This is a genomic window from Cytobacillus sp. S13-E01 (genome assembly GCF_029193815.1).
Taxonomy (GTDB): Bacteria; Bacillota; Bacilli; order Bacillales; family Bacillaceae_L; genus Bacillus_BV.
The window spans coordinates 35752-58289 of record NZ_JARFVC010000006.1 but is presented as its reverse complement, the minus strand read 5'-3'; the positions used below and the strand labels follow the sequence as shown (position 1 = coordinate 58289).

20 protein-coding genes and 1 pseudogene are annotated in these 22538 nt (G+C 36.8%); 6 read left to right on the top strand and 15 right to left on the bottom strand.

From position 1 onward, the window contains the following. Nucleotides 1-769: 769 nt before the first annotated feature. Nucleotides 770-2089, bottom strand: a complete 1320-nt coding sequence (locus PY093_RS06335; RefSeq protein ID WP_275645043.1) for a hemolysin family protein — start codon at nucleotides 2087-2089, stop codon at nucleotides 770-772. 755 nt (nucleotides 2090-2844) lie between these two features. Then, nucleotides 2845-3762 (bottom strand): PhzF family phenazine biosynthesis protein, encoded by a 918-nt coding sequence (locus tag PY093_RS06330; protein WP_275645042.1) that lies wholly within the window; start codon nucleotides 3760-3762, stop codon nucleotides 2845-2847. A 294-nt stretch (nucleotides 3763-4056) separates the two neighbouring features. On the opposite strand from PY093_RS06330, the gene PY093_RS06325 reads away from it, so the two are divergent. Further along, nucleotides 4057-4185, top strand: a complete 129-nt coding sequence (locus PY093_RS06325; RefSeq protein WP_275645041.1) for a hypothetical protein — start codon at nucleotides 4057-4059, stop codon at nucleotides 4183-4185. Nucleotides 4186-4229: 44 nt separating this feature from the next. Here the strand turns inward: PY093_RS06325 and PY093_RS06320 are convergent, their stop codons facing one another. The 7 genes from PY093_RS06320 to PY093_RS06290 form a co-directional block, all read right to left on the bottom strand. Continuing rightward, complete coding sequence (locus PY093_RS06320) at nucleotides 4230-5369, bottom strand: glycerate kinase (RefSeq protein ID WP_275645040.1); 1140 nt, start codon at nucleotides 5367-5369, stop codon at nucleotides 4230-4232. Between the two features lie 464 nt (nucleotides 5370-5833). Beyond that, nucleotides 5834-6667, bottom strand: coding sequence for a carbohydrate ABC transporter permease (locus PY093_RS06315; protein ID WP_275645039.1), 834 nt, complete (start codon nucleotides 6665-6667; stop codon nucleotides 5834-5836). Between the two features lie 32 nt (nucleotides 6668-6699). Then, on the bottom strand, nucleotides 6700-7644 hold the full coding sequence (locus PY093_RS06310; RefSeq protein WP_275645038.1) for a carbohydrate ABC transporter permease: 945 nt from the start codon (nucleotides 7642-7644) through the stop codon (nucleotides 6700-6702). 74 nt (nucleotides 7645-7718) lie between these two features. Further along, the gene (locus PY093_RS06305) at nucleotides 7719-9020 is read right to left on the bottom strand and encodes an extracellular solute-binding protein (RefSeq protein WP_275645037.1); all 1302 of its coding nucleotides are present in this window, start codon (nucleotides 9018-9020) and stop codon (nucleotides 7719-7721) included. Beyond that, nucleotides 9010-10509 carry an argininosuccinate lyase gene (gene argH, locus PY093_RS06300; RefSeq protein WP_275645036.1) on the bottom strand — a complete coding sequence of 500 codons (1500 nt, stop codon included), beginning with the start codon at nucleotides 10507-10509 and terminating at the stop codon, nucleotides 9010-9012. The genes PY093_RS06305 and argH overlap by 11 nt, the downstream gene beginning before the upstream one ends. Next, nucleotides 10506-11429: an amidohydrolase family protein gene (locus tag PY093_RS06295; RefSeq protein ID WP_275645035.1), complete on the bottom strand. Its 924-nt coding sequence runs from the start codon at nucleotides 11427-11429 to the stop codon at nucleotides 10506-10508. The genes argH and PY093_RS06295 overlap by 4 nt, the downstream gene beginning before the upstream one ends. Nucleotides 11430-11435: 6 nt before the next feature. Beyond that, nucleotides 11436-12659 (bottom strand): ROK family transcriptional regulator, encoded by a 1224-nt coding sequence (locus tag PY093_RS06290; RefSeq protein WP_275645034.1) that lies wholly within the window; start codon nucleotides 12657-12659, stop codon nucleotides 11436-11438. Nucleotides 12660-13121: 462 nt separating this feature from the next. Here PY093_RS06290 and PY093_RS06285 point away from each other — a divergent pair, with 462 nt between their 5' ends. The 3 genes from PY093_RS06285 to PY093_RS06275 all read left to right on the top strand — a co-directional run bounded on the left by PY093_RS06285 (nucleotide 13122) and on the right by PY093_RS06275 (nucleotide 15634). Then, entirely contained in the window at nucleotides 13122-14051 is a 930-nt protein-coding gene (locus PY093_RS06285; RefSeq protein WP_275645033.1) for a CobW family GTP-binding protein, read from the top strand. A gap of 127 nt (nucleotides 14052-14178) precedes the next feature. Beyond that, nucleotides 14179-14373, top strand: coding sequence for an alpha/beta-type small acid-soluble spore protein (locus PY093_RS06280; protein WP_275645032.1), 195 nt, complete (start codon nucleotides 14179-14181; stop codon nucleotides 14371-14373). A 262-nt stretch (nucleotides 14374-14635) separates the two neighbouring features. Then, nucleotides 14636-15634, top strand: coding sequence for a DUF3231 family protein (locus PY093_RS06275; protein WP_275645031.1), 999 nt, complete (start codon nucleotides 14636-14638; stop codon nucleotides 15632-15634). Between the two features lie 102 nt (nucleotides 15635-15736). On the opposite strand, the gene PY093_RS06270 is transcribed toward PY093_RS06275, so the two are convergent. The 5 genes from PY093_RS06270 to PY093_RS06250 all read right to left on the bottom strand — a co-directional run bounded on the left by PY093_RS06270 (nucleotide 15737) and on the right by PY093_RS06250 (nucleotide 20709). Further along, nucleotides 15737-17359 carry an ABC-F family ATP-binding cassette domain-containing protein gene (locus tag PY093_RS06270; RefSeq protein WP_275645030.1) on the bottom strand — a complete coding sequence of 541 codons (1623 nt, stop codon included), beginning with the start codon at nucleotides 17357-17359 and terminating at the stop codon, nucleotides 15737-15739. A 609-nt stretch (nucleotides 17360-17968) separates the two neighbouring features. Further along, nucleotides 17969-18241, bottom strand: coding sequence for a hypothetical protein (locus PY093_RS06265; protein WP_275645029.1), 273 nt, complete (start codon nucleotides 18239-18241; stop codon nucleotides 17969-17971). A 152-nt stretch (nucleotides 18242-18393) separates the two neighbouring features. Beyond that, nucleotides 18394-19341: a nucleoside hydrolase gene (locus PY093_RS06260; protein WP_275645028.1), complete on the bottom strand. Its 948-nt coding sequence runs from the start codon at nucleotides 19339-19341 to the stop codon at nucleotides 18394-18396. A 312-nt stretch (nucleotides 19342-19653) separates the two neighbouring features. Next, nucleotides 19654-20253, bottom strand: a complete 600-nt coding sequence (locus PY093_RS06255; RefSeq protein WP_275645027.1) for a cell wall hydrolase — start codon at nucleotides 20251-20253, stop codon at nucleotides 19654-19656. A 261-nt stretch (nucleotides 20254-20514) separates the two neighbouring features. Next, nucleotides 20515-20709, bottom strand: coding sequence for a hypothetical protein (locus PY093_RS06250; RefSeq protein ID WP_275645026.1), 195 nt, complete (start codon nucleotides 20707-20709; stop codon nucleotides 20515-20517). 174 nt (nucleotides 20710-20883) lie between these two features. Between PY093_RS06250 and PY093_RS06245 the strand changes: the two genes are divergently transcribed. Further along, nucleotides 20884-21687 (top strand): hypothetical protein, encoded by an 804-nt coding sequence (locus PY093_RS06245; RefSeq protein ID WP_275645025.1) that lies wholly within the window; start codon nucleotides 20884-20886, stop codon nucleotides 21685-21687. Nucleotides 21688-21880: 193 nt separating this feature from the next. Here PY093_RS06245 and PY093_RS06240 read toward each other — a convergent pair. Next, a pseudogene (locus tag PY093_RS06240) lies at nucleotides 21881-22088 on the bottom strand (hypothetical protein); the annotation flags it as partial. Nucleotides 22089-22283: 195 nt separating this feature from the next. Here PY093_RS06240 and PY093_RS06235 point away from each other — a divergent pair. Next, nucleotides 22284-22463: a YkvS family protein gene (locus PY093_RS06235; protein ID WP_275645024.1), complete on the top strand. Its 180-nt coding sequence runs from the start codon at nucleotides 22284-22286 to the stop codon at nucleotides 22461-22463. Nucleotides 22464-22538 lie beyond the last annotated feature (75 nt).

Sequence of the window (22538 nt, the reverse complement as noted above, 5' to 3'; positions counted from 1 at the left end):
TGCGATCCACACCGGATCTTATCCATAACCAGACAATTTAAAACAAGAAAAGCGCAAGGCGCGCCCGCTTACCTGATCGTCGATTAAAACCCACCACGTCCTGTGGCGAACATCGACATCAGCACATCTTGTGCAAGTCAAGCATAAGACAAACCTCAAGGACCAAGAGATGAGGGAATCAGCATGGTTTAATAAGCGGAGAAATTAATTACGAAATAGCACTTAAAATAGCTTAAATAGACGGAAGGATTCCGACTATTTACACAAAAAACGTCAAAATGGATCATTTTGCATTGCATAAGCGGAAAACCTCCGCTTATATACCCCGAACCAAGCCTTATTACGTAATTTAACCGGAAAATCTCCTCTTATTTTAACGATCACTGGTTACTAAATTTAGGAGATGACTTCTGATGTATATGGAAATGTGTAATAATTGACATCCCAATTGACACTTAATTTTGAGTGTCCAAGTAAGCATTGTCCTTTAAATTTATTTTGTCATTAGTGGTTTTATTTTACTATAAGAGGTATTATAAATCCCTATATAAAAGGAAAATGGCATACATTGATTCGTATGCCATTTCTAATGTCAATTTACCGCCTGTGTACCTCAAAACGGAACGGTTTAATGTTAAAACCTCTGCGTTTTCTATGCGTTTTGAGTTGGCAAAAATTGTCTGAATTAGCTGGTTATTTAACTTGTTAAATTGAGTTTTCTACTTCATAATCGAACTACTTACTAATATATTAGGTCTGCTTTTAGTTTTTACGATGCAACAATAAATCTATTATTTTGTACTTTTATTTTTGTAATTCTTTTTTCATCAACTTGATCGACATAAAAATTGATACCATCAAACTCGATTACCGTTTTTTCATCTTCAGTTGGAATATTTCCAAGCTGTCCGATTATAAAACCACTTAAGGTATCATAGTCCGTAACAGGTAAGTCTATCTTCAATAGATCTCTTACATCATATAAACTTACTGTTCCTTCCATCATGAACGTGTTAGCATCAAGCTGCTTATATTCATGCTCTTCTTCATGCTCATCATATTCGTCAAAAATATTACCAACGATTTCTTCAATTAAATCTTCTATAGTTACAATCCCATCTGTTCCACCATATTCATCAATAACAACAGCCATATGGACTTTGTTCTTTTGTAGATCTAAAAATAAATCGTCTGTCTTTCTAGAGCCGAGAACAAAATAAGGCGTTCGCATCAAATTTTTGAGGTTAAATGAATGGTTATCTCCACTCTCTATAAATTGAAGCATATCTTTCACATGAAGAATACCAACGATATTATCGAGACCTTCATTATAAACAGGGTATCTTGTATATTTTTCGTAATTGATTAGTTTTACAAGATCACTAAATTCTGTATCTATTGAAATACCAATTACATTTGTGCGATGGGTCATGATATCTGAGACAATTTTATTATCGAATTCTAAAATATTGTTAATCATCGTTTTTTCACTAGTCTGTATAGATCCGTTCTCTTCTCCTACATCAACCATCATCCGGATTTCTTCTTCCGTTACATTGTCTTCATCCAAATGGGGATCGACTCCAAAAAGTCGAATGATCGTGTTTGTTGATAATGATAATAATTTTACAAATGGGGCAGACACCTTTGAAAGTATTGTCAACGGTACTGCTGCGAACATGGAAATGGATTCTGCTTTTTGCATGGCTAGTCGTTTAGGAACAAGTTCACCCACTACTAAGGTAAAAAACGATAATAGTAAAGTTATCAAGATTACCGAAATGGTCTCAAGAACCTTTTCTGATAATGGTACCCCTGTCATAAAGATAAAACGCGCAATCTTACCAGCAAAACTACCGGCTGCAAACGCACTCGCCAGAAATCCGGCCAGGGTAACTCCTATTTGTATAGTGGCTAAAAAGCGACTTGGTTCGTTCAAAAGGTTGTGCAACAATCTTGCTCTTTTATTACCAGCTTCAGCCATTGCCTTTATCTTGTTATCGTTCAATGAGATTAGAGCAATTTCAGATGCAGCAAAAAAGGCATTAAGCACTATGAGTATCATTAAAACCAAAATTTCTATAAACAAACAATTCATCCTCCATATTAAATAATTTGTGTTTTAAAACCGCATTATTTACTAAAGAGATAATCATTGCCGTCTATAATAAATCGTATTTAGATACACTCTGGTTTTTATAACAATCCACATAGTTCTTACATTGTTACTCTCACCCTCAGGTTCGTCATCGTCCAATTCCTATCCACCTCCTTCAACTATACTATATTATAATCTAATTTATTAAAAATGTACATAATCAAGCTTCTTTTTTGGAAAAGATTGCTAGTATGATAATCTTCCAAACCTGATTATCACCTTCATCTGAAAATGCCTTTTGTAAGTAATCATCAGTACAATTTCACTTATACTCTTTCGTAATATTGAGTTAGTGCAATATGACTTGCTTTAAGTTGTGTTAACTCGTTAGCTTGGGTACGAATTTTGTTACTTGATAAAGCTAGTACAAACAACACTACACTTATAATCAGAACAAAAAGTGCTTTTTTCTTATCATCTCTAACAAATAATAACAACAAACCAAATCCAATCAATCCAATGGCAATGGCATATATGACTAAGGTTGCAATATATATGATTAGGATAATACCCCTCCTGGACTGGTATTAAAACACCTAACAATTAAAATAACCCTTTTTAAAAAAGTATTAACACAACACTACAATAATACCATTATTTGTAAAAAAATATCATTTATTTACTAATTATATTTTTAAAATGAAGTTCTCAAGGCATCACGACTATGAGCTTACAAAAAGGCCTTATTATAAATAAAGTCGTCCTTCACCAATATCGACACTACAACCACCAATTTTAACACTACTAATCTGATCATCTTTTTTCAAAATTGTTATGTCGATAAAGCTTGCTCGCCCCATTTCTATTCCTTGTTCACTGACTATCTGATACTCCCCATCTATATTTTCTTTCGTTACACCATAATGGACCAAATAAGCACCTAACGGACCACTTGCAGCACCTGTTGCGGGGTCTTCCGGTATTCCCATTGCTGGCGCAAACATTCTGCTATGGATAGTAGAACCTTTATGTTCAACTTCACGTGAAAAGACAAACACATGTTTAAAATCCTCATATGCACTAAAATGATCTTTCCAGATATCTAAACGAAATTTAATTTTTTTCAAGGCAGACAGCGAGTTTAAAGGAATATATAAAAAAGGGACACCAGCGGACACGGATTGGATTGGTAGACTATGGTCGATATCTTCCGTACTAAGTGATAACAGCTTGGCTATCTTATCACTATCCTTATAAATATCACCAAACTGTGGGATCGGCTGCTCCATTTCAACTTTTGAAACCTCACCCTTCAATTTATGAACCGTGACACCAATATCACCAACATTTTCTTCGAACACCACCACAGTTGCGCCTTCATTTGTTTCAATAAGTTTTCTACTTGCTAGTACATACGCAGTTCCAATTGTCGGATGCCCTGCCATTGGGAGCTCTACGGCTGGCGTGAAAATCCGAAGTTTCTTGTTGTTCCTTTCATTTTTTGCAGGCAGAACAAATGATGTCTCAGAAATATTTAGTTCCCTTGCAATCTTTTGCATTTGTTCCGTTGAAATACCTTCAGCATTAGGAAATACAGCTAGTTGATTTCCAGCAAATACATGATTGGTGAACACATCTACTAGATAATATGTAAAATCAGGCATCTTTTATCAGCTCCATTCACGTTTCTACCTTACTATTTTACAATTTACGGAGGTCAACAAGAAAAGCGCAGGGCGCCCGCCTATCGGCGACAAGCATAAGACAAGCCGGCTGGAAGGTTGTTCTTTACCTTCCGGACGGATTGGCTTATGACCTCGAGCCGATGGCGCCCGGAGCTAGACACTAAAACTAGGTTCAAATTTTTATACTTTCTTATCTTTTTAAAAATAATATACCTTTTTTGTTATAATTTGTTATACTCATTTAAAAAATATAAATGGGGATGAAATTTAAAAATGGAAGTAAGAGTCTTAACAGCACTAGATGCAGCCGATTATTTAAAGTTACGGTTAGAAGCTTTGCAACAAGATCCAGACGAAAATGTCTATTTAGATGAAGATTTGATGGTATTATTTTTAAACTAAAATTTAAAAGGAAAGAGGCGACCACACATTGGTTGCCACTTGGCCTATTCATTTTTTCTAAAGTTTAAGTTTACTAGATTCGCAATATTTCTAGCTTGATGACGTAATAAATCATCCGCTGCTTCTATCGAGTTTTCCAATGTCATCGGCCGATTCGTAATCGAAAAACATGCCGTAAACACATCGGTTAATTTTTCAAACCCATTGCCTAAACTACCAGATAATAATATAACTGGTACTTCATAGTTCTTCGCCGTATTTGCTATGAACATTGGAGCCTTTCCAAACAAAGTTTGATGATCACTCTGCCCTTCACCTGTAATCACTAAATTTGCAGAACGGATAGCATTCTCGAGATCACACGCTTCTGAAATCAACTTTGATCCTGAAGTGAGTTCACCATTTATTGTTAAAAATGCAAAACCTAAACCTCCTGCAGCACCAGCTCCAGGGATATTTTGCAACTTTTTATGTAGTGCATCTTCAATCATGCAGGCATAATTAGCTAAACCTTCGTCTAATTGTTTTATAATAGCCGCTGTCGCCCCTTTTTGAGGCCCATACACAGCGGATGCACCTTGCTCACCACATAATGGGTTGACAACATCACAGGCGACTTGAAAACGACACTCCATTAGAAGTGGATCGATTGTTGAGAAGTCTACTTTCTTGACTTTAGCTAAATTGGCAGCTATTGGAACGATTTGATCTCCTTGCTCATTTAAAAACGTAACATCTAAAGCCTGAAGCATCCCCAAACCACCATCATTAGTGGCACTTCCACCAAGTCCAATAATAAAATCTCGATATCCTCTATTGCATGCATCAAGGATTACTTCTCCAACTCCATATGTCGTACTTTTAATAGGGTTTTGTAATTCTTTAGGAATCATCGTTAGCCCAGCAATTTTGGCAATCTCAATGACAACTGTTTTATTATCACCTAATATGCCATATTCGGTTAAAATGCGGTCTCCTAATGGACCAATTACCTCAATTGGAATTTGTTGCCCACCTGTTGCAAAGAGCAATGCTTCAAGAGTTCCTTCACCACCATCAGCTATCGGAATGACCTTTAGATTTGCTTCTGGTATCACTTCTTTAAAAACATCGCTAATTGCATTTCCTACTTCAAGTGATGTCAGGCTTCCCTTATAAGAATCTGGAGCAATAACTATGTTCATTGAATAACCCCTTTTTCCAATTATTATAATATCAATTTTTAAAAAATTCAAATTACTTTTAAGCGATTTAAACTCCTGATTCTTCAAATCTGCGTAAATCTGCATTATCACCAATTACAATTAATATATCACCTTTCATTAAGAGCCAGCATTATTCAACCTCAGTTATAACCGGTTAAAAATCTAAAACAAAACCATTAGCATAAGGACCTTATCTAGTAAGTCTTTAAAACGTTCAGTTAACTATAAAGTGAACCTTCAATCAGTGGGGATTTTACTGCCCCTTAGACGTGGGATAAATCTCTTTTGGAACCATCCACAATCATGCGCCCGGGCCATTATGTTCAGATACAAATAATAACTTTTTAGAAAATAAAACAATTAATCTTCCAATAAAGACTATTTTCCGTTAAAACCTCAAAAAAAGAGACTGAAACTCAGTATCTGAGCCAGCCCCTGTAAATTTATTTCAATCCTGTTAATGTAATACCCTTAATGATATGACGTTGGAAGAAAAGAAATACGATGATGAGCGGAATGACTGCAACCGTTGCCCCTGTCATAATCATCTCCCAATAGTCTTCATTCTCGCCAGAAAAATAGGCGAGTCCGACTGGTAGTGTTTGAATTTCTGATGATTCGATAATGATTAGTGGCCACAGAAATGCGTTCCAATTTCCTAGGAAAGTAAAGATACAAAGTGCAGATAGTGCAGGCCATACTTGTGGAATAGCAATTTTAATGAAGATCATAAACTCATTCATTCCATCAATTCTTGCTGCATCTAATAAATCATTCGGTATGGATTCCATAAACTGCTTCATCAAAAAGATACCGAAAGCTGAAATAACCCCAGGAAACATGATTCCCCAATATGTATCAACCCAACCAAAGGCGGTTGACATGATATACCACGGTATAACAAGCATTTCTGTTGGAATCATCAACGAACTTAAGATTGCAATAAAGATGAAGTGTTTTCCTTTAAACGTAAACTTAGCAAGAATGTAGCCAACCAATGTATCAAAAAATGCGACACTGATCGTCGTAATTGTGGCAACGATCAAACTATTTAAAAACCACGTCCCGAATAAAGATTCTTGAAATATTCTTATGTAGTTTCTGATGGTAGGATTTTCAGGAATAATTTGTAATGAAAACACATCCATAGGTGCTTTAAATGATGTTGATACCATCCAAACAAATGGAAATATCATAAAAATTGCTCCGATTAGTAATACAATATATACGAAAGCTGTTGAGACTTTGCGCTTTGTTCTTGGACTGTTCATTAGCATGTTTTCACCCTCTTTATTTACACCATCACTCATTAGTACTCAAATTTTTTCGTGAGTACTTTCATTTGAAAAAGTGTAAGTAATAAGACAATCAGGAATAAAATGACCGTTGCTGCTGCCGCATAACCCATTTTGTATTGTTGAAATGCTAGCTGATATATATAGTGAACCATGGTATTCGATGAATTTAGGGGTCCACCCTGAGTCATATTTAACACCTGCGTAAATGATTGAAGAAAGCCGATACTCCCAATAACCGCGGAAAAGACAATTGTCGGGTTTAATAAAGGAATAGTGATACTTTTAAATTTATGCCAGCCATTCGCTCCATCTATATCCGCTGCTTCATAAAACATCTTCGGAATATTTTCAAGTCCCGCTAAAAAAATAATCATTTGGAAACCTAATCCCTGCCAAATCATTGTTGCAATGATGACGTAGATGGCTTGTGTTGGTGAACCTAAAAAGAGCTGTGACTCGAATCCCAGCTTCACAAGCCAGTCATTGACGATTCCATTAGGCATTAATAGCCATTTAAATACCCAGCTTACAGCTACAATACTTGTAATGTAGGGGATGAAATAAATCACTCGAAATAACCCAACAAACCTATTTATTCTTTGTAGCATTAGCGCTATCGCTAAACCAATGATTAGTTGTCCACTTACCCCTACTACAACATAGATAATTGTGTTTAACATTGATTTCAAGAACACTTCATCCTTAAAAAGATTTACATAGTTATCCATTCCTACAAAAGGTTTTTCAGGTGATAATATATCCCATTCACGAAACCCTACATTAAATGTATACAATGTAGGGGCAAAGCGAATGACGATGAAAAATAGCAGTGGGATCAACAAGCAAGAATACACAAAGATATATTTCTGCTGTTTAAGTGTAAACTCAAATTTCGGCTGTTTATTTTTCACGTTTTGTGTAATAGCTAGGTCTTTTTTATGATTTATTTTCGCCATGCATTTCACCTCCATGTAAGGACAGAGAGACTAGTAACATCCTAGCCTCTCTAAGTAAATATCTTTTACAAGTACTATTTGTTACTCCAGTATTCATCATATAATTTTTGAGTTCTCTCAACTAACTCATTATAAGCATCTTCAATTGACATTCCTTGAAGTATGATTTTGTCTCCAGCTTCCAATACATAATCTCTTTCAAGGTTTTCATCAACAAAGAAGTGGGCATTAGCATATGGTAACTGCTCAATAAATGGTCCAATTTTTTCATCATTTGCATACTTATCTTGTGTGGCTACCGCTTCTTTCGCCGGAAGCTCACCGATTTTGTCCATCCAACGCTCCATCACATCATCACTTGTTAAGAATTGAAGGAACTTAGATGCCGCCTCAAGCTTTTCACCTTCAACCTTTGACGTAATACCATTAGCCCAGAAAGATGACTGAGTAGCTTTATCTTTATAAGAAGGAAGTGGAGCGATACCATAATTTAAATCCGGTGCATCTGTTGCTAATGTACCTAAACGGAAGGATCCGTCAATATTCATTGCTGCATTTCCAGTTTTAAAAGCCGTTACATCGTTTTCATAAAAGCCTTTTTCCCCGACTTTATGAAGAGTTGTTAATTCCATCATATACTTAAAAGCTTCTAAGCCAGCAGGAGTTTCATTCCATAAAATTTTCTTGCGGTCTTCACTTAAATCTTGACCACCAGCTTGGTAGATTAGTGCATCACGGAACCAGTTGTGTAACTGACCACCTAATTCAAATGCCATTCCAGCTGTGATTAATTTTCCATTTGCATCTCTTTCAGTAAGCTTTGTAGCATAATCAACTAATTCATCCCAATCCTTTGGGGGTGCATTAGGGTCTAATCCAGCTTTTTCAAATAAATCTTTGTTATAAAATAGTGCTAATGTACGAACAGCAGTTGGAATGGCCCAATACTCACCATCAAGCTTTACAGATTCAACTAATGGGAAAAATTCATTCTCAATCGTTTCATCTGAAAAAGCATCTTTAGGAAGCGGCTGTAAATAGCCAGAATCAACGTATTTTGGTACCCATCCATAATAGAGGTTAATAATATCAGGTCCTCTACCTGCTGGAACTAATGTAGCAACCTTTTCATTGTATTGTTCATAAGGAAAATTCGTTTGTTTAACCTTAATTCCAGGGTTTGCATCTTCAAATTCTTTAATTAACTCATCCATTAGATCTACCTTGGATTTATACGCATACTGCCAATACTCTAATTCGATAACCTCTCCATCTTCTGTGTCGGTTGAGGCATTATCACCGCCACCAGAACAACCAACAATAATTGCCGCCATCAACGTTAGTAATAAGAAACTAAGTAAGCTTTTACCTTTCATTTTTTAGACCCTCCTTTATTTTGTTCGCAGTTTGGTTCATTAGATTGGTAAGATCTAATTGATACTTGCGAATAGTATCCTTTTTCTCATTAACTTGTTTGTTAAAGTCTATGACTCTCAGCCTAGATAATTCTATTTGTCTAGTCGTTTCAGCAGGCATTGGTCCACCTTTTACACTTCTAACAGCTACAAAATGGATTGGATCAATTGCTGCTTCATACTCAGTTTCTGATAAATGTACGTTTTTTCCAATTATTTCTTTTGCTAACCTATTTATTATACCGGCGTTACCATCTAGTAATACTTGGTTTTTCTCAAAAAGCATCCCTACAAATCTTTGTGTAATTTGATGTGACTCTCTGAATGATAGCTGGTGATTTCTAACAAGCACATCAGCAAGTTCCGTTACAGTTGAAAAGCCATTTTTACATTTGTTATAAAGCTCTTCCTTATGGAAGGTTGTATTCTCAAGTATTTCAGAAAGTAGTGCAACTATCCCCTTTGTTTCTGTTATACCGTTATATAAAATCGGCTGGATGTCATCTCCGATATCGACAATATCGCCAAATGGAACACTATGTGACATTGGAAAAACTGCTTGGAGTTCACCTATTGTTCTACTAATATATGACCGGGTATGTTCTAAAGATGATGGATTTCTTTTTTGTGGCATTATACTTGAAGTTTGGACTAAGCTGCTATGTATCGTCATACCTTTTACTTCATTTGTTGTTAACAGCATTAAATCATAAACAAAGCGCGATAATGAACTCAGTGAAGTAATAAGAACACTTGCCAGCTCGAGCATATAATCGGCTGCGGCAATGGCATCATAGGAATTTTCCATAGCTTTAGCAAAGCCTAAATGATCTGCAACGTAATCACGGTCAATTGGAAAGCCCGTTGTCCCTAAGGCAGCAGCTCCCATTGGTGAGACATTAATTCGCTCAAATAATGAAGTACCTCGCTCAAGATCTCTTTCCAAATGATGAACGACTGCGATAATATAATGGGCAAGAGTTGTTGGCTGGGCTTGTTGATTATGTGTATATGCTGGGATGATTGTATCTTTATGTTCATCTGCTATTTTTAAAAGGACCTCTATTAATTGGTCAATTTGCTCAAACCATTCAATAATATGTTCCCTCCAAAACATTCGAAACATCGTTGCATCCATGTCATTCCGGCTAAAGGCAATATGCATATTTCCGACTAGCTCATCACCAATACTTTCTTTAAGATCATGTTCGATCATAAAAAATAGGTCCTCAAACTCTGAATCATATTCCTTTTGATAGTCGGTTTCGAGTAATTTTCCGCAAGCCTCAATGATTTTCCCCACTGATTCCTCTGGTAAAATCCCTTGTTTTCCAAGCATTGACACATGGACAATACTAATTTCAAGAATATACGAATAAAAATGTTCACGCGTAAATTCAAAGATAGGAGTCAATACACTTTTCACATATAGTTGAGATCTCTTCGTCATCCTTCCACTCCACTCTGAAGGTTAAGTAGTCTACGGGCATTATTACCAAAAATACTTTCGATATCCTCTTCCCTAAAGTTTAAGTCTCTACATGTGCGAACTTGATCTTGAAGGTAGCGATAAGCAAATCCACGTGGAAATCCATTTGAGTCAGATCCAAAAACAATTCGTTCAGGTCCTATTAACTCATACGTTTTTCGAAAAAGGATCTCTAAATCTAAGTGATAAGGCATCCATCTCATCCATTGGTTTGAGCCCGATGTTTCTATATGAACATTAGGACAGCTCCAGCATAGCTGAAGTAATTCCTTAAAATAACCTGCTCCAAAATGGGGAATAATTATAGGAATCTCTGGGAATTCACTAGCTACTCGAAAAATCGCTAATGGATTGATGTTTTGATGTTCAACAATACCACCTGCTCTTCCAAGCATTCCAAAATGAATCAGGACAGGTAGCTTTCTGTCAGCGAGGAATCTCCAAACAGGCAATAAGGTTGGATCATGTAAGGGTCTGTTGACCAATGGTCCCATCATCTTATATCCGTTTAAGCCAAGTTCATCGACTGCTCTTGTTAATTCTTCAAGTGCGTTTTCACTCTCAATCGGATGATGCGCAAATCCGATAAAACGCTCGGGATACTGACTCACCTTTTCCGCTAAATCATCATTATTCAATGAAGTTAAAAAAATCATTTTTTCCAATCCATATTTATCAAGCTCACCCTTCCATCTATCCATAATTGGAATGGCTCGATCTTCATCTTTTTCAGAGGCTGGATTTGGAAAATCCCATGTGAGTCTCATTCGCTCAGAACGTTCAGCATTATATTGATCGGCAATTTCACTTCGCCTAATAAAGTTTACTTGCCATGGTAGGTGTGCATGAATATCAATCACTTTAAAATCATTTGAAAACATAAACCATCATCCCCCCGTATTAAAAAGCTCGTCATTCCTCAGACATAAAGAAACAGCACCTAACAATGAAACATTGGTATGTTTTGTAATTTGTATTTCAATTTGACTTTGTTCTGGTAGATGACTTTTTAGCCAAGCTTTTATTTTTGGTAAAAACCATGCACCAGACCCAGAAATTCCGCCTCCAAGTACCACTATTTCAGGATTTAAGATCGAGACGATATTGATGATTGCTACCCCAACATTATCGATCACATCATCAATTACCCTTAAAGCAAGTGGATCATCTTCGATCGCAAGCTTAAACACATTTTTCGCAGTCCACTCTTCATCAGAAATATCATATAATGCAAGCATATTCTCTGATTTAAGAATTTTTAAAAATTGATTAACAATCGCTGGCCCACCAACATGATTTTCTAAAAAACCATAACCTGCAAACATGGATGGATACGATTGCTTTGCTTTTCCCTTATCTGTAATAATATAACCTACTTCACCTGCTGCATATTTTGCACCATGATATAAAGTACCGTTAATAATAATGCCGCAGCCGACCCCAGTACCCAATGTAATGAGGATTACATGTTGTTTGTTCTTAGCAACGCCCCTCCATTGTTCACCTAACACAGCCACATTCACATCATTTTCAATATTTACTCGAAAAGGTATGAGATTCTCAAGCTCCGCCTTCAATGGGTAATTGCGCCAACCCAAGCTTGGCGCTTCAACGACATTGCCTTTACTTACATCAGTTATTCCTGGTGCTCCAACACCAACAGCTAATATTTGATGGTGATCAAGCTTGGACTGCGCAACCATATCAATAATCTCATTTGCGATCCGTTCTACAAGTGATTCGGAGCTTATTTTTTGAGTTGGAAGCGAAGACTGAATCATAATCTCCCCATCTAAATTAAGTAGAGCTAGTTTAACTGCAGTTCCTCCAATATCGACACCAACAACGAATTTTGCATTTTTATTAAATAAAAGGAAAACAGGCTTTCGTCCCCCTTGAGAGCTTGTAAACTCACTCTCACATTCCAAAACCCACCCCTCTGAAATTAATTCATCAACTATATTTGATATAGTTGGTTTACTAATTTTTAATTCCTTTGCAAGATCCGCACGACAATAGGAATCGTTCTGTGCAGACATGATAAATTGTAATACCTTTTTCTTATTAAGAAACTTCATGTAATTAGGTGTTCCAGATTCTGAATACTTCATCTGAACTTCTCCCTCTTGTTTTAAAGAACTTACTGATAAGGTAAGAGCAACTAGACAGTCACCGAAAGGCTTAGGGCCAGCCAAGTTTTCTTTAGTTAATCAGAATTTATAGCTAAATTCTGTACTCATAAGTACAAATACGCCTCTGTCATCTCCACTCGGCGAGTTTTTAAGCCGTGTAGTATTAGAGTTAGTTAACTTTCCTTACTACCATTATAGTAGTTCGATTTTTAGCAATTGTCAATATATTCATCTTATGACAATTAATGACCATTTTCGACATTGGCTGTACTTTGATCACTGAAATTGACGCTCCTTTCTTGATAAGATACTATAAAGTAAATAAATATCGTTTCGCTTAGGGAAGAATGATGCCACTAATAAGGTAAATAAGCTAGGTGCTTCAAAGATCAAAGTTTACGGAAAAAACAGCCTAAATATAAATAGCTGAGGAGATATAGAATGAAGAAGGTTGAAGTATACATACTGGCGGGCTTTTTAGGAAGTGGAAAAACAACTCTTTTAAAAAACCTGCTGACTGAAGAAAAACAATTAGGCCGTAGAGTGGCTGTTGTAATGAACGAGCTTGGACAAACCTCTATTGATTCTAATGAGGTGTCAGAAGATATACCATTAAAAGAATTATTAAACGGCTGTGTTTGCTGTACGATTCAAGGACAGCTTGAAGTTCATATGCATGGACTACTAAATGACCATGAACTTGATTCCATTTATATTGAAACAACAGGAGTTGCCCATCCTATTGAGGTATTGGATGCTTGCCTATCACCCTTGTTTGCAGATAAATTGGATGTTCAATCGATCGTGACAATCGTTGACGCAAATCGTTGGAAGGACCGTCATGGTATGAGTATCCGTTTACAAAAGCTTTTACAGGAACAAGTACGCCATGCTGACGTTTTATTAATCAATAAAGTAGATCAATTAACAGAGGCAGAACAAGGTAGTATTATTTTTGATATTCAATCTGTTAATCCTAAGGCCAAATGTTTGTTAACTAGGTATTCAGCAGTAAGGCTTGAGGATCTTTCGTTTAAACGTACTCGTATAAATGAGACACGCGAAAAAGCGCATGTTCAACATGACCTACGTGTAAAAACATTTGTCCATCAATTCCAACACCCTTTAAATATAGATATCTTTGAAAACTGGCTTCGTGCTATGCCTGACACCATTTATCGAATTAAGGGCTATTTGCGTTTTACTCATTCGGATAACACATTTCTTTTTCAATACTCCTATGGAATGCCGTTATATATGAAGGAAATGTTGAAATATCCATTGACGCTTGTCTTTATTGGGGAAGACTTAAATCCTTCTTGGATGGAAGCTGAAATGAAGCTTATTTCCGAACAGTCAGCTTTCGAGTAAAACCAGAGGTAATTGTAATGGAGTAATTTACTAAATTTTTTCATGAATTCCCTACACGCATTCGGTTATCTTAAAAGAGAGTAATTAATTATAGGTTACTCAAAACTTCGCACGGGAGTGATGTATCATGGCAAGAAACAAACTTTTAGTTCCTGGTGCAGGAAATGCTCTTGATCAAATGAAACAGGAGATTGCAGGCGAGTTTGGAGTTCAGCTTGGTGCAGATACGACCGCACGTGCAAACGGATCTGTCGGTGGAGAAATGACAAAGCGTTTAATCCAAATGGCAGAAAAACAGCTGCAAGACCAACAACAGCTGTAACTTTTTAGTAGTGTAGCTCATATCAGCATGGCTGATATGAGCTTTTTTGGTGCGCCAAAGCTGGAAATAACCTTTTTGTGCCTCTAACCAATAAATCGGCCGATAATCAAGTATATCTCCCTTTCTTCACCTAATCACTACCATACAAAAAAATGTATAACCAATATTAAGTTGATGATGCTAAATAATAGTACTTTTCAAGGATACACACAAGTAAAAAGGTTAGACTAACCTTATTCAAACATGTTGGAGGTATGCCAAATTGAACGATAAAACAACGATTCCTCTTACGGCATCTGAGATTTCAAACCTTTGGGCGAATTATTTAGATGATTCGATGGTAATCATTGGCTTCCGTTATTTTCTAAATCATTGTGATGACCAAGAGATTCGTGAAATACTAGCCACTGCACTAGAGTATTCAAAACAGCATATTTATAAACTCACTACCTTGTTTCAAAGCGAGAATTTTCCGATACCTCGTGGTTTTACTGATCAGGATGTAAATGTTAATGCTCCAAGGTTGTTTTCTGATGTGCTCTATTTACATTATTTAGTTCACATGTGTCAGTACAGTATGACAGTTTATAGCCTTGCTCTTTCAACTGCTGCAAGACCTGATATTATCAGTTATTTCTCTGAATGCTTACACCAAGCGATTCAACTACATAGTAAGGCAAAAGCATTGATGCAATCTAAAGGCCTTTTCGAACGTGATCCTATTATTCCTATTCCAGAAACAATTGACTTTGTTAAAAAGCAAACTTTTTTAGCAGGCTGGTTTGGGGATAGAAGGCCAATAAGTGGCGTAGAAATTTCAAATCTATTTTTAAATATGAAGCTTTGCGAATTGGGAAAAGCAATTTCAATAGCATTTAGTCAGGTTGCAGATTCGAAGGAAGTGAAAAAGTACATGGTGCGGGGCCGAGAAATTGCGACAAAACATTTTGATATTTTTAGTACAATTTTAAAGGAGGAAGACCTTCCTTCTCCTAGTTCATTAGTAGATCAAGTTACCAACTCAACTGAATCACCATTCTCAGATAAACTCCTGTTATTCCATTTAAACTTACTCGTCACTTTTGGTATTGGTCAATATGGTACTTCCTTGTCTTTTAGCCCAAGGCACGATATCGGAGGCCATTATACACGACTGATAGGGGAGTTATTACATTATAGTGAAGACGGGTTAAATATGATGATTGACAATGAGTGGTTAGAGCAGTTTCCTTTATCTAGTAATCGCGAAAAACTAAAATGAATAGATCTATTCTTTTTAGAGACCAGGCCTTTTCGGTGACTGCAAAGGATTTATACTTTTTGTTAAGGTAGAAAAAGCGCAGGGTTCCTGCGCTTTTTCTAATTATGACACGTACATTGCTTTAATTTCTTTTTGAAGATCTTCATTTGAAAGGTACTCATCATATGTCATTTCTTTATCGACTAGTCCATTTGGTGTTACCTCGATAATTCTGTTCGCAATCGTTTCGATAAATTGGTGGTCATGTGATGTGAACAGCATTGCACCCTTAAATGCGATTAAACCATTATTTAATGCGGTGATTGATTCAAGATCAAGATGGTTTGTAGGATCATCTAATAGTAAAACATTCGATCCACTTAGCATCATTTTAGAAAGCATACAACGAACCTTTTCTCCCCCAGATAATACACTTGCTTTTTTCAAAACATCCTCACCTGAGAATAACATTCTTCCTAGGAAACCACGTAGGAAGCTCTCACTTTGATCATTTGGTGAGAATTGACGTAACCAGTCTACTAGGTTTAGTTCCGAGTTCTCAAAGTATTTTGAGTTGTCTCTTGGAAAATAAGCTTGAGAGGTTGTTATTCCCCATTTAAATGAACCACTATCCGCTTCCATTTCACCCATTAAAATTTTAAACAGTGCAGTAGTAGCAATCTCATCTTTTCCAACTAGGGCTATTTTGTCACCTTTATTCATAATAAAGCTAACGTTATCCAACACTTTTACACCATCAATTGTTTTTGTTAAGCCTTCTACACGTAATAAATCATTCCCAATCTCACGTTCGGGTGTAAACCCTACGAATGGATAACGTCTAGAAGACGGTTGAATATCATCAAGTGTAATTTTGTCGAGTAATTTCTTACGAGAGGTAGCTTGCTTTGACTTGGAAGCATTTGCACTAAAGCGTGCAATGAACGCTTGTAATTCTTTAATTTTTTCTTCCTTCTTTTTGTTCGCGTCTGACCCTAGTCTTTGAGCAAGTTGGCTTGATTCATACCAAAAATCATAGTTACCAACATAGATTTTAATTTTCCCAAAGTCTAAGTCAGCCATATGTGTACACACTTTATTTAAGAAGTGACGGTCATGGGATACAACGATTACTGTATTTTCAAAGTTAATTAAGAACTCCTCTAGCCACTGGATCGCTTGGATGTCCAAGTGGTTGGTAGGCTCATCTAGTAGTAAAACATCTGGTTTACCGAACAATGCTTGTGCTAATAGTACCTTAACCTTGTCTCCACCCGTTAATTCCGCCATTTTTTTTGTGTGAAGATCTTCAGAAATACCTAGACCTTTTAATAGAATTGCAGCTTCTGGCTCAGCTTCCCAACCATTAAGCTCGGCAAATTCCCCTTCAAGCTCTGCGGCCTTCATTCCATCTTCATCAGTAAAATCGGCTTTCATATAGATTGCATCTTTTTCCTGCATTACTTCATATAAACGTGCATGTCCCATAATAACGACCTTCATTACTTCATGCTCTTCATATTCGAAGTGGTTTTGCTTTAAGACAGCCAGACGTTCACCTGGAGTCATATGAACCTCACCAATTTGCGCTTCAATTTCGCCTGAAAGAATCTTTAAAAAGGTAGATTTCCCAGCCCCATTAGCCCCAATCAAACCGTAACAATTGCCAGGTGTAAATTTTATATTAACATCTTCAAATAGTTTTCGATCTCCATATCGTAAGCCTACATTTGAAACAGTAATCATATAATGTAAATCCTCCATTTCTATTTTACAAAGCCCGCAACATAAATTGCTGAGACTGATTTTCACCAATATTTAAATAGTGCCCAAACGATTATACCATTTTACCTCTTTTATCTCCACTTCCTACAAAATAAATACATCATATCAAGCTTTGCATTTCTTGCTTTTTTCTTACAAATCACAATATGGTAGACTTAAAGTTACTAGTTTTAAAGATGGTGGACAAAATGAATGATTCTTTTGATGAAAAATGGATACTATGTACAGAATTTCATGCTTTCTTATCGCAGTTAGACAAGCGTAGGGCGCCCGCCCCCACGAGGAACGTCGATTAAAACGCATCATGTCTTTTGATTTTGGAGTTTCGGGCATCAGATTGCCCTTTTGGTTACCGTTTTTTATTTTTTACGCGATTTCGGGCATCAGACTGCCCTTTTGGTTACCGTTTTTTATTTTTTGCGGAGTTTCGGGCATCAGATTGCCCTTTTGGTTACCGTTTTTTATTTTTTACGCTATTTCGGGCATCAGACTGCTCTTTTGGTTACCGTTTTTTATTTTTTGCGCGATTTCGGGCATCAGACTGCTCTTTTGGTTACCGTTTTTTATTTTTTACGCTATTTCGGGCATCAGATTGCCCTTTTGGTTACCGTTTTCTATTTTTTGCGCGATTTCGGGCATCAGATTGCCCTTTTGGTTACCGTTTTTTATTTTTTGCGCAGTTTCGGGCATCAGATTGCCCTTTTGGTTACCGTTTTCTATTTTTTGCGCGATTTCGGGCATCAGATTGCCCTTTTGGTTACCGTTTTCTATTTTTTGCGCGATTTCGGGCATCAGATTGCTCTTTTGGTTACCGTTTTTTATTTTTTGCGCGGTTTCGGGCATCAGATTGCTCTTTTGGTTACCGTTTTTTATTTTTCACGCTATTTCGGGCATCAGACTGCTCTTTTGGTTACCGTTTTTTATTTTTCACGCTATTTCGGGCATCAGATTAGCTAAGAAAAGACTTGGTAGAACCAAGCCTTTTTAACCATAGCCTAATAATTCATAGGCAATATCATAACTCTTATTAAATCATTAATAAACATTTGGTAGTTTAATTGCAACCCTATTCGATCTAAGGTTTCAGGAGGATCGAATTCAGGCTTTGGACGAAAATCGGCAATTGTCTTCCCTCTAGCTTCTCCGAAGAGTTCTACCTTTACTCTTCTAGAAACATATTCAATCATTGTTGGATTAACTAGCGCACTTAATGTTACCACATCATGCAACGGAGCCCCTTTAATTCCTGGCACATTTTTTTTGTAAGCCTCAAAATAGTAATCAAATATTGGATTGATTAAGGGCCCAAATCGATTGGTTACATTACGACTAATATAAGCAACTACTTCAGGTGTAACGATAGCTTGATTTGTTATATTTAATGGTATTATTGTTACATTTTGACCCTGTTCTACTACTAAGTTTGAAGCAGTTGAATCTCCATGAAAATTCGCTTCTGCTTCTTCAGTAACATTACCTGGAACTAAAAAGGCCCCACCCATAAGGTAAAACGCTTTTACTTTTGACATAATGTCTCCACCAAGAATAAAAGCAATCGCCAAAGAAGTTGACCGCCCTACGTCTACAATGATTAATTCATGCTTATATTTTTCAATTATTTTAAAAATCTCATCAAAATTCAAAAAATCAATTTTTATATTCAATGGTGGACGAATAGGTCCTAAGCCTTCCTCCCCATGTATCTCAGGGTAAAATGGAACAAACTCACCAGTCAACGGCATCTTAGCCCCTGCTATTAACGGAATATCTCTTCTTCTGGCTAAAGATAGTAAATATGCTGCATTCTGTGTTGCTTGCTTCTGACTTACATTTCCATAACCCGTTACAATTCCAACTATCTCAATTTCCGGATGTAATAGTCCGTACATGATCGCTAAAGAATCATCGATACCTGGATCACCAAAGAATAGAACTTTCACCAAATATAAACCACCCTTTAAGTTTTTCTTTTAGTATATGCACATGATCCTTAATTCTAGAAACAGTGTATTTTTTATTTTTAAACTTCTTAATCCTCATAAATCATTTTTCTAGTCATTCCACCATCACTAACTATAACGATTCCTGCAAAAAATAATCGTTCCCGGATCACTGTATGTAGTAATCTAAAAGTGGGTCACCGGAGCTAGACACTAAGACTAGGTACAAATTTTTATACTATCCTTATCTTTTAACTAAAAAAGCACCCATTTCATAAAATATGAAATGAATGCTTACTGTTTTTACTAAAGGTCTTATTTTGCAAATACATGGTTACCAATCTTAACTGTTACTTGTCTTGATAAAATCCAATTATTCGTAATTTTTGCTGGGTTGTAAAAATAAATTGACCCTTTACCTTGTCCACGAAATGCTAGTGCTTCATCAACTGCACGCTTTGCTTCTGCATCTGCTGCTAGTTTGATAGAACCACTTCCTACCGGTGAAAATGCATAACTACCAGTTGGAGTGCGTTCGTTTATAACACCACTAATTGTGTTCGGAAATTCTGGATGCGCAACACGATTAAATACAACCGTAGCAACGGCTACTTTACCAGCATATGATTCACCCTTAGCTTCTGCATAGACTAGTCTAGCTAGTAAATCCTTTTCAGCTGCAGTAATAGATTGCGGGATTACAAGTTTTTGGCCAGGATATATAACATTACTTGTACGTTTGTTTACACTTTTCAGTTGATCAACTGACACACCATATGCTTTACCAATTAACCAAAGTGTGTCTCCACTCTTAACAGTATGAGTAGTAACTGCAGCATCAGCACCGCCTATATTTAAAGCGAAGATTGATAATGCAAGAGTTGACGCTATTACTAGTTTTTTTAGCTTTTTCATTATTTTTACCTCCTAGTAGTTTGCTTGGCTCTCTACTAGGCTAACAGGATATTATTATTCTATCATTAACCAAAAAATGGTTGTCAACTTCAACCAGTTTAAAACCTATATTATTAGAGGGATATGTCCGCATTCGGAAATTATATCCATGTATTAAAACAAAAAAAGTGAGGTTTAACCTCACTGATTTATCACCTATTCCTGCCAATCAGGCGAGTTGTTCAATTATTGAGACTCGCACTGACATACTAGATTTACAAATTAACTTCTTTCTTCCTTAAGGTATTTATAAATGACGGAACCGCCTCGCTGTGCAATTCCATGGAAATGTTTAAAATCATCCCTCTTTACAAGAACCATGCGAAATGACAGAAATTGTTCATTCGTAACGTGGTATTCATTTAACTCTCCGTCACGTAGTTTATTTAATATTTCAGCTATCAATTGCTCGTTCATTACTAACACCTCGTTTGATCTATCATTTTATTATAATCTCTTTAGCATATTGACAACAAGGCGGATACCCAATTCTTTGCCTACTAAACACCAATAGTCATCCTACACATAGTATATGGTGGATATGTTAGATAGGCATATTACATTACTTATAAATATGAGAGGACGATTGAATTGGACGAAAGATATAATATGAATCCACAAATGTATGGTCAGCAGCCATCAATGGGTGGTTTTGGACCTGGAATGAAAGCATATGGGCAAGGGTTCGAATTACAAGGACATCAACAGCAAGGTCAAGTACCGATGACACTACCCTACGGGCCATATAGCACAGGACCATCAGCTGCGACTGGACCGGTTTATGGTGGTGCCTTAACACCTTCATTTCCACATGATACAATGACTTCTCCATCTTTCGATATGGACGATGATACGGACTTTGCTCCACCATCTTACGGAACCGGCATGGGGCAACAATCACCTTGGATGACTCAGCCACATGGAATCGGACATGGGCCTGGCATGACTCAAGCTCCTCCTAGTATGTCGCAAGTTCCAGGTATGGGATTTGGTGGACACGGTACCCCTCAAGCTCCCGGTACGGGCTATGGACCAGATATGACACAAGCTCCAGGTACGGGCTTTGGACCAGATATGACACAAGCTCCAGGTATGGGCTTTGGGCCAGGTATGTCACAAGCTCCAGGTATGGGCTTTGGACCAGGTATGTCACAAGCTCCAGGTATGGGCTTTGGGCCAGGTATGTCACAAGCTCCAGGTATGGGCTTTGGGCCAGGTATGTCACAAGCTCCAGGTATGGGCTTTGGACACGGTATCCCTCAAGCTCCAGGCATGGGCTATGGGCCAGGTATGACTCAAGCTCCAGGTATGGGCTATGGACCGGGCATGACTCAAGCTCCCGGTAGATCAGCCATGAGCTTTGTACCTTCAGGTGGTTGTAGTTGTGGCAACTAACTGACACTTGATTAGATAATTAAAAGCCGTATAATTGACCAATTACCTTTAAGAGGGCATTCTTAGCGCTAATTGGCATACGGCTTTTTTATCCACTTGGAAATATGTACCACGTAATCTATTTGCAACCATTCTGTTATTTTTTCATAATTTTCTTTTGCGTCATTATACCCTTTTTCAGACAGTAGCGTAAGTCCATCCCAAATAGTTGTTTATGCCTAATTAAGTTTTTAAATAAGAGATAATTAGGATGATTAACATAATCAATGTTTACTACTCGATTTCGTCCATGTTGCCTTGAAAGGTATGAAGCAGCATTACACGCACCAATAATATATGGAAAAAATAATTTTTTCTAAAAGAAAGAATTCTACTACACCGGCGGTATACACACCTCTCATTCCGCCTCCCTCTAAAACCAATCCAATATTTTTAAAAAAAAGCTCAACTATTTATACGCAATATTCTTATATATCAATAACATTTAGATGCTAGAATACTAAACTAATTCTACCAAAAAGACTTTACGTTTTGGAAATAATAAGGCAAAATAAGATTAATTGAATTTTCTATAAAGTCGAAGAGGAGCGAGTGCGATGAAAATAGCTGGGATCGGAAATATTATCGAATTCAAGGACGGACTAAAGGGGGTCGTTGAAAAGGTTAATGAAAATTCCGTGATCGTTGATTTAACCTATATGGATAATTATAGAGACCTTGATTTAGAAAGACGAACCGTCGTCAATCATAAAAATTATCGTATTATTGAAGGATAATATTTTATTTGTTTCATAGAAAAAACTTTTCATCTGATAACACTGGCGCTTTTGAAATAAGAAAAGCGCAGGGTG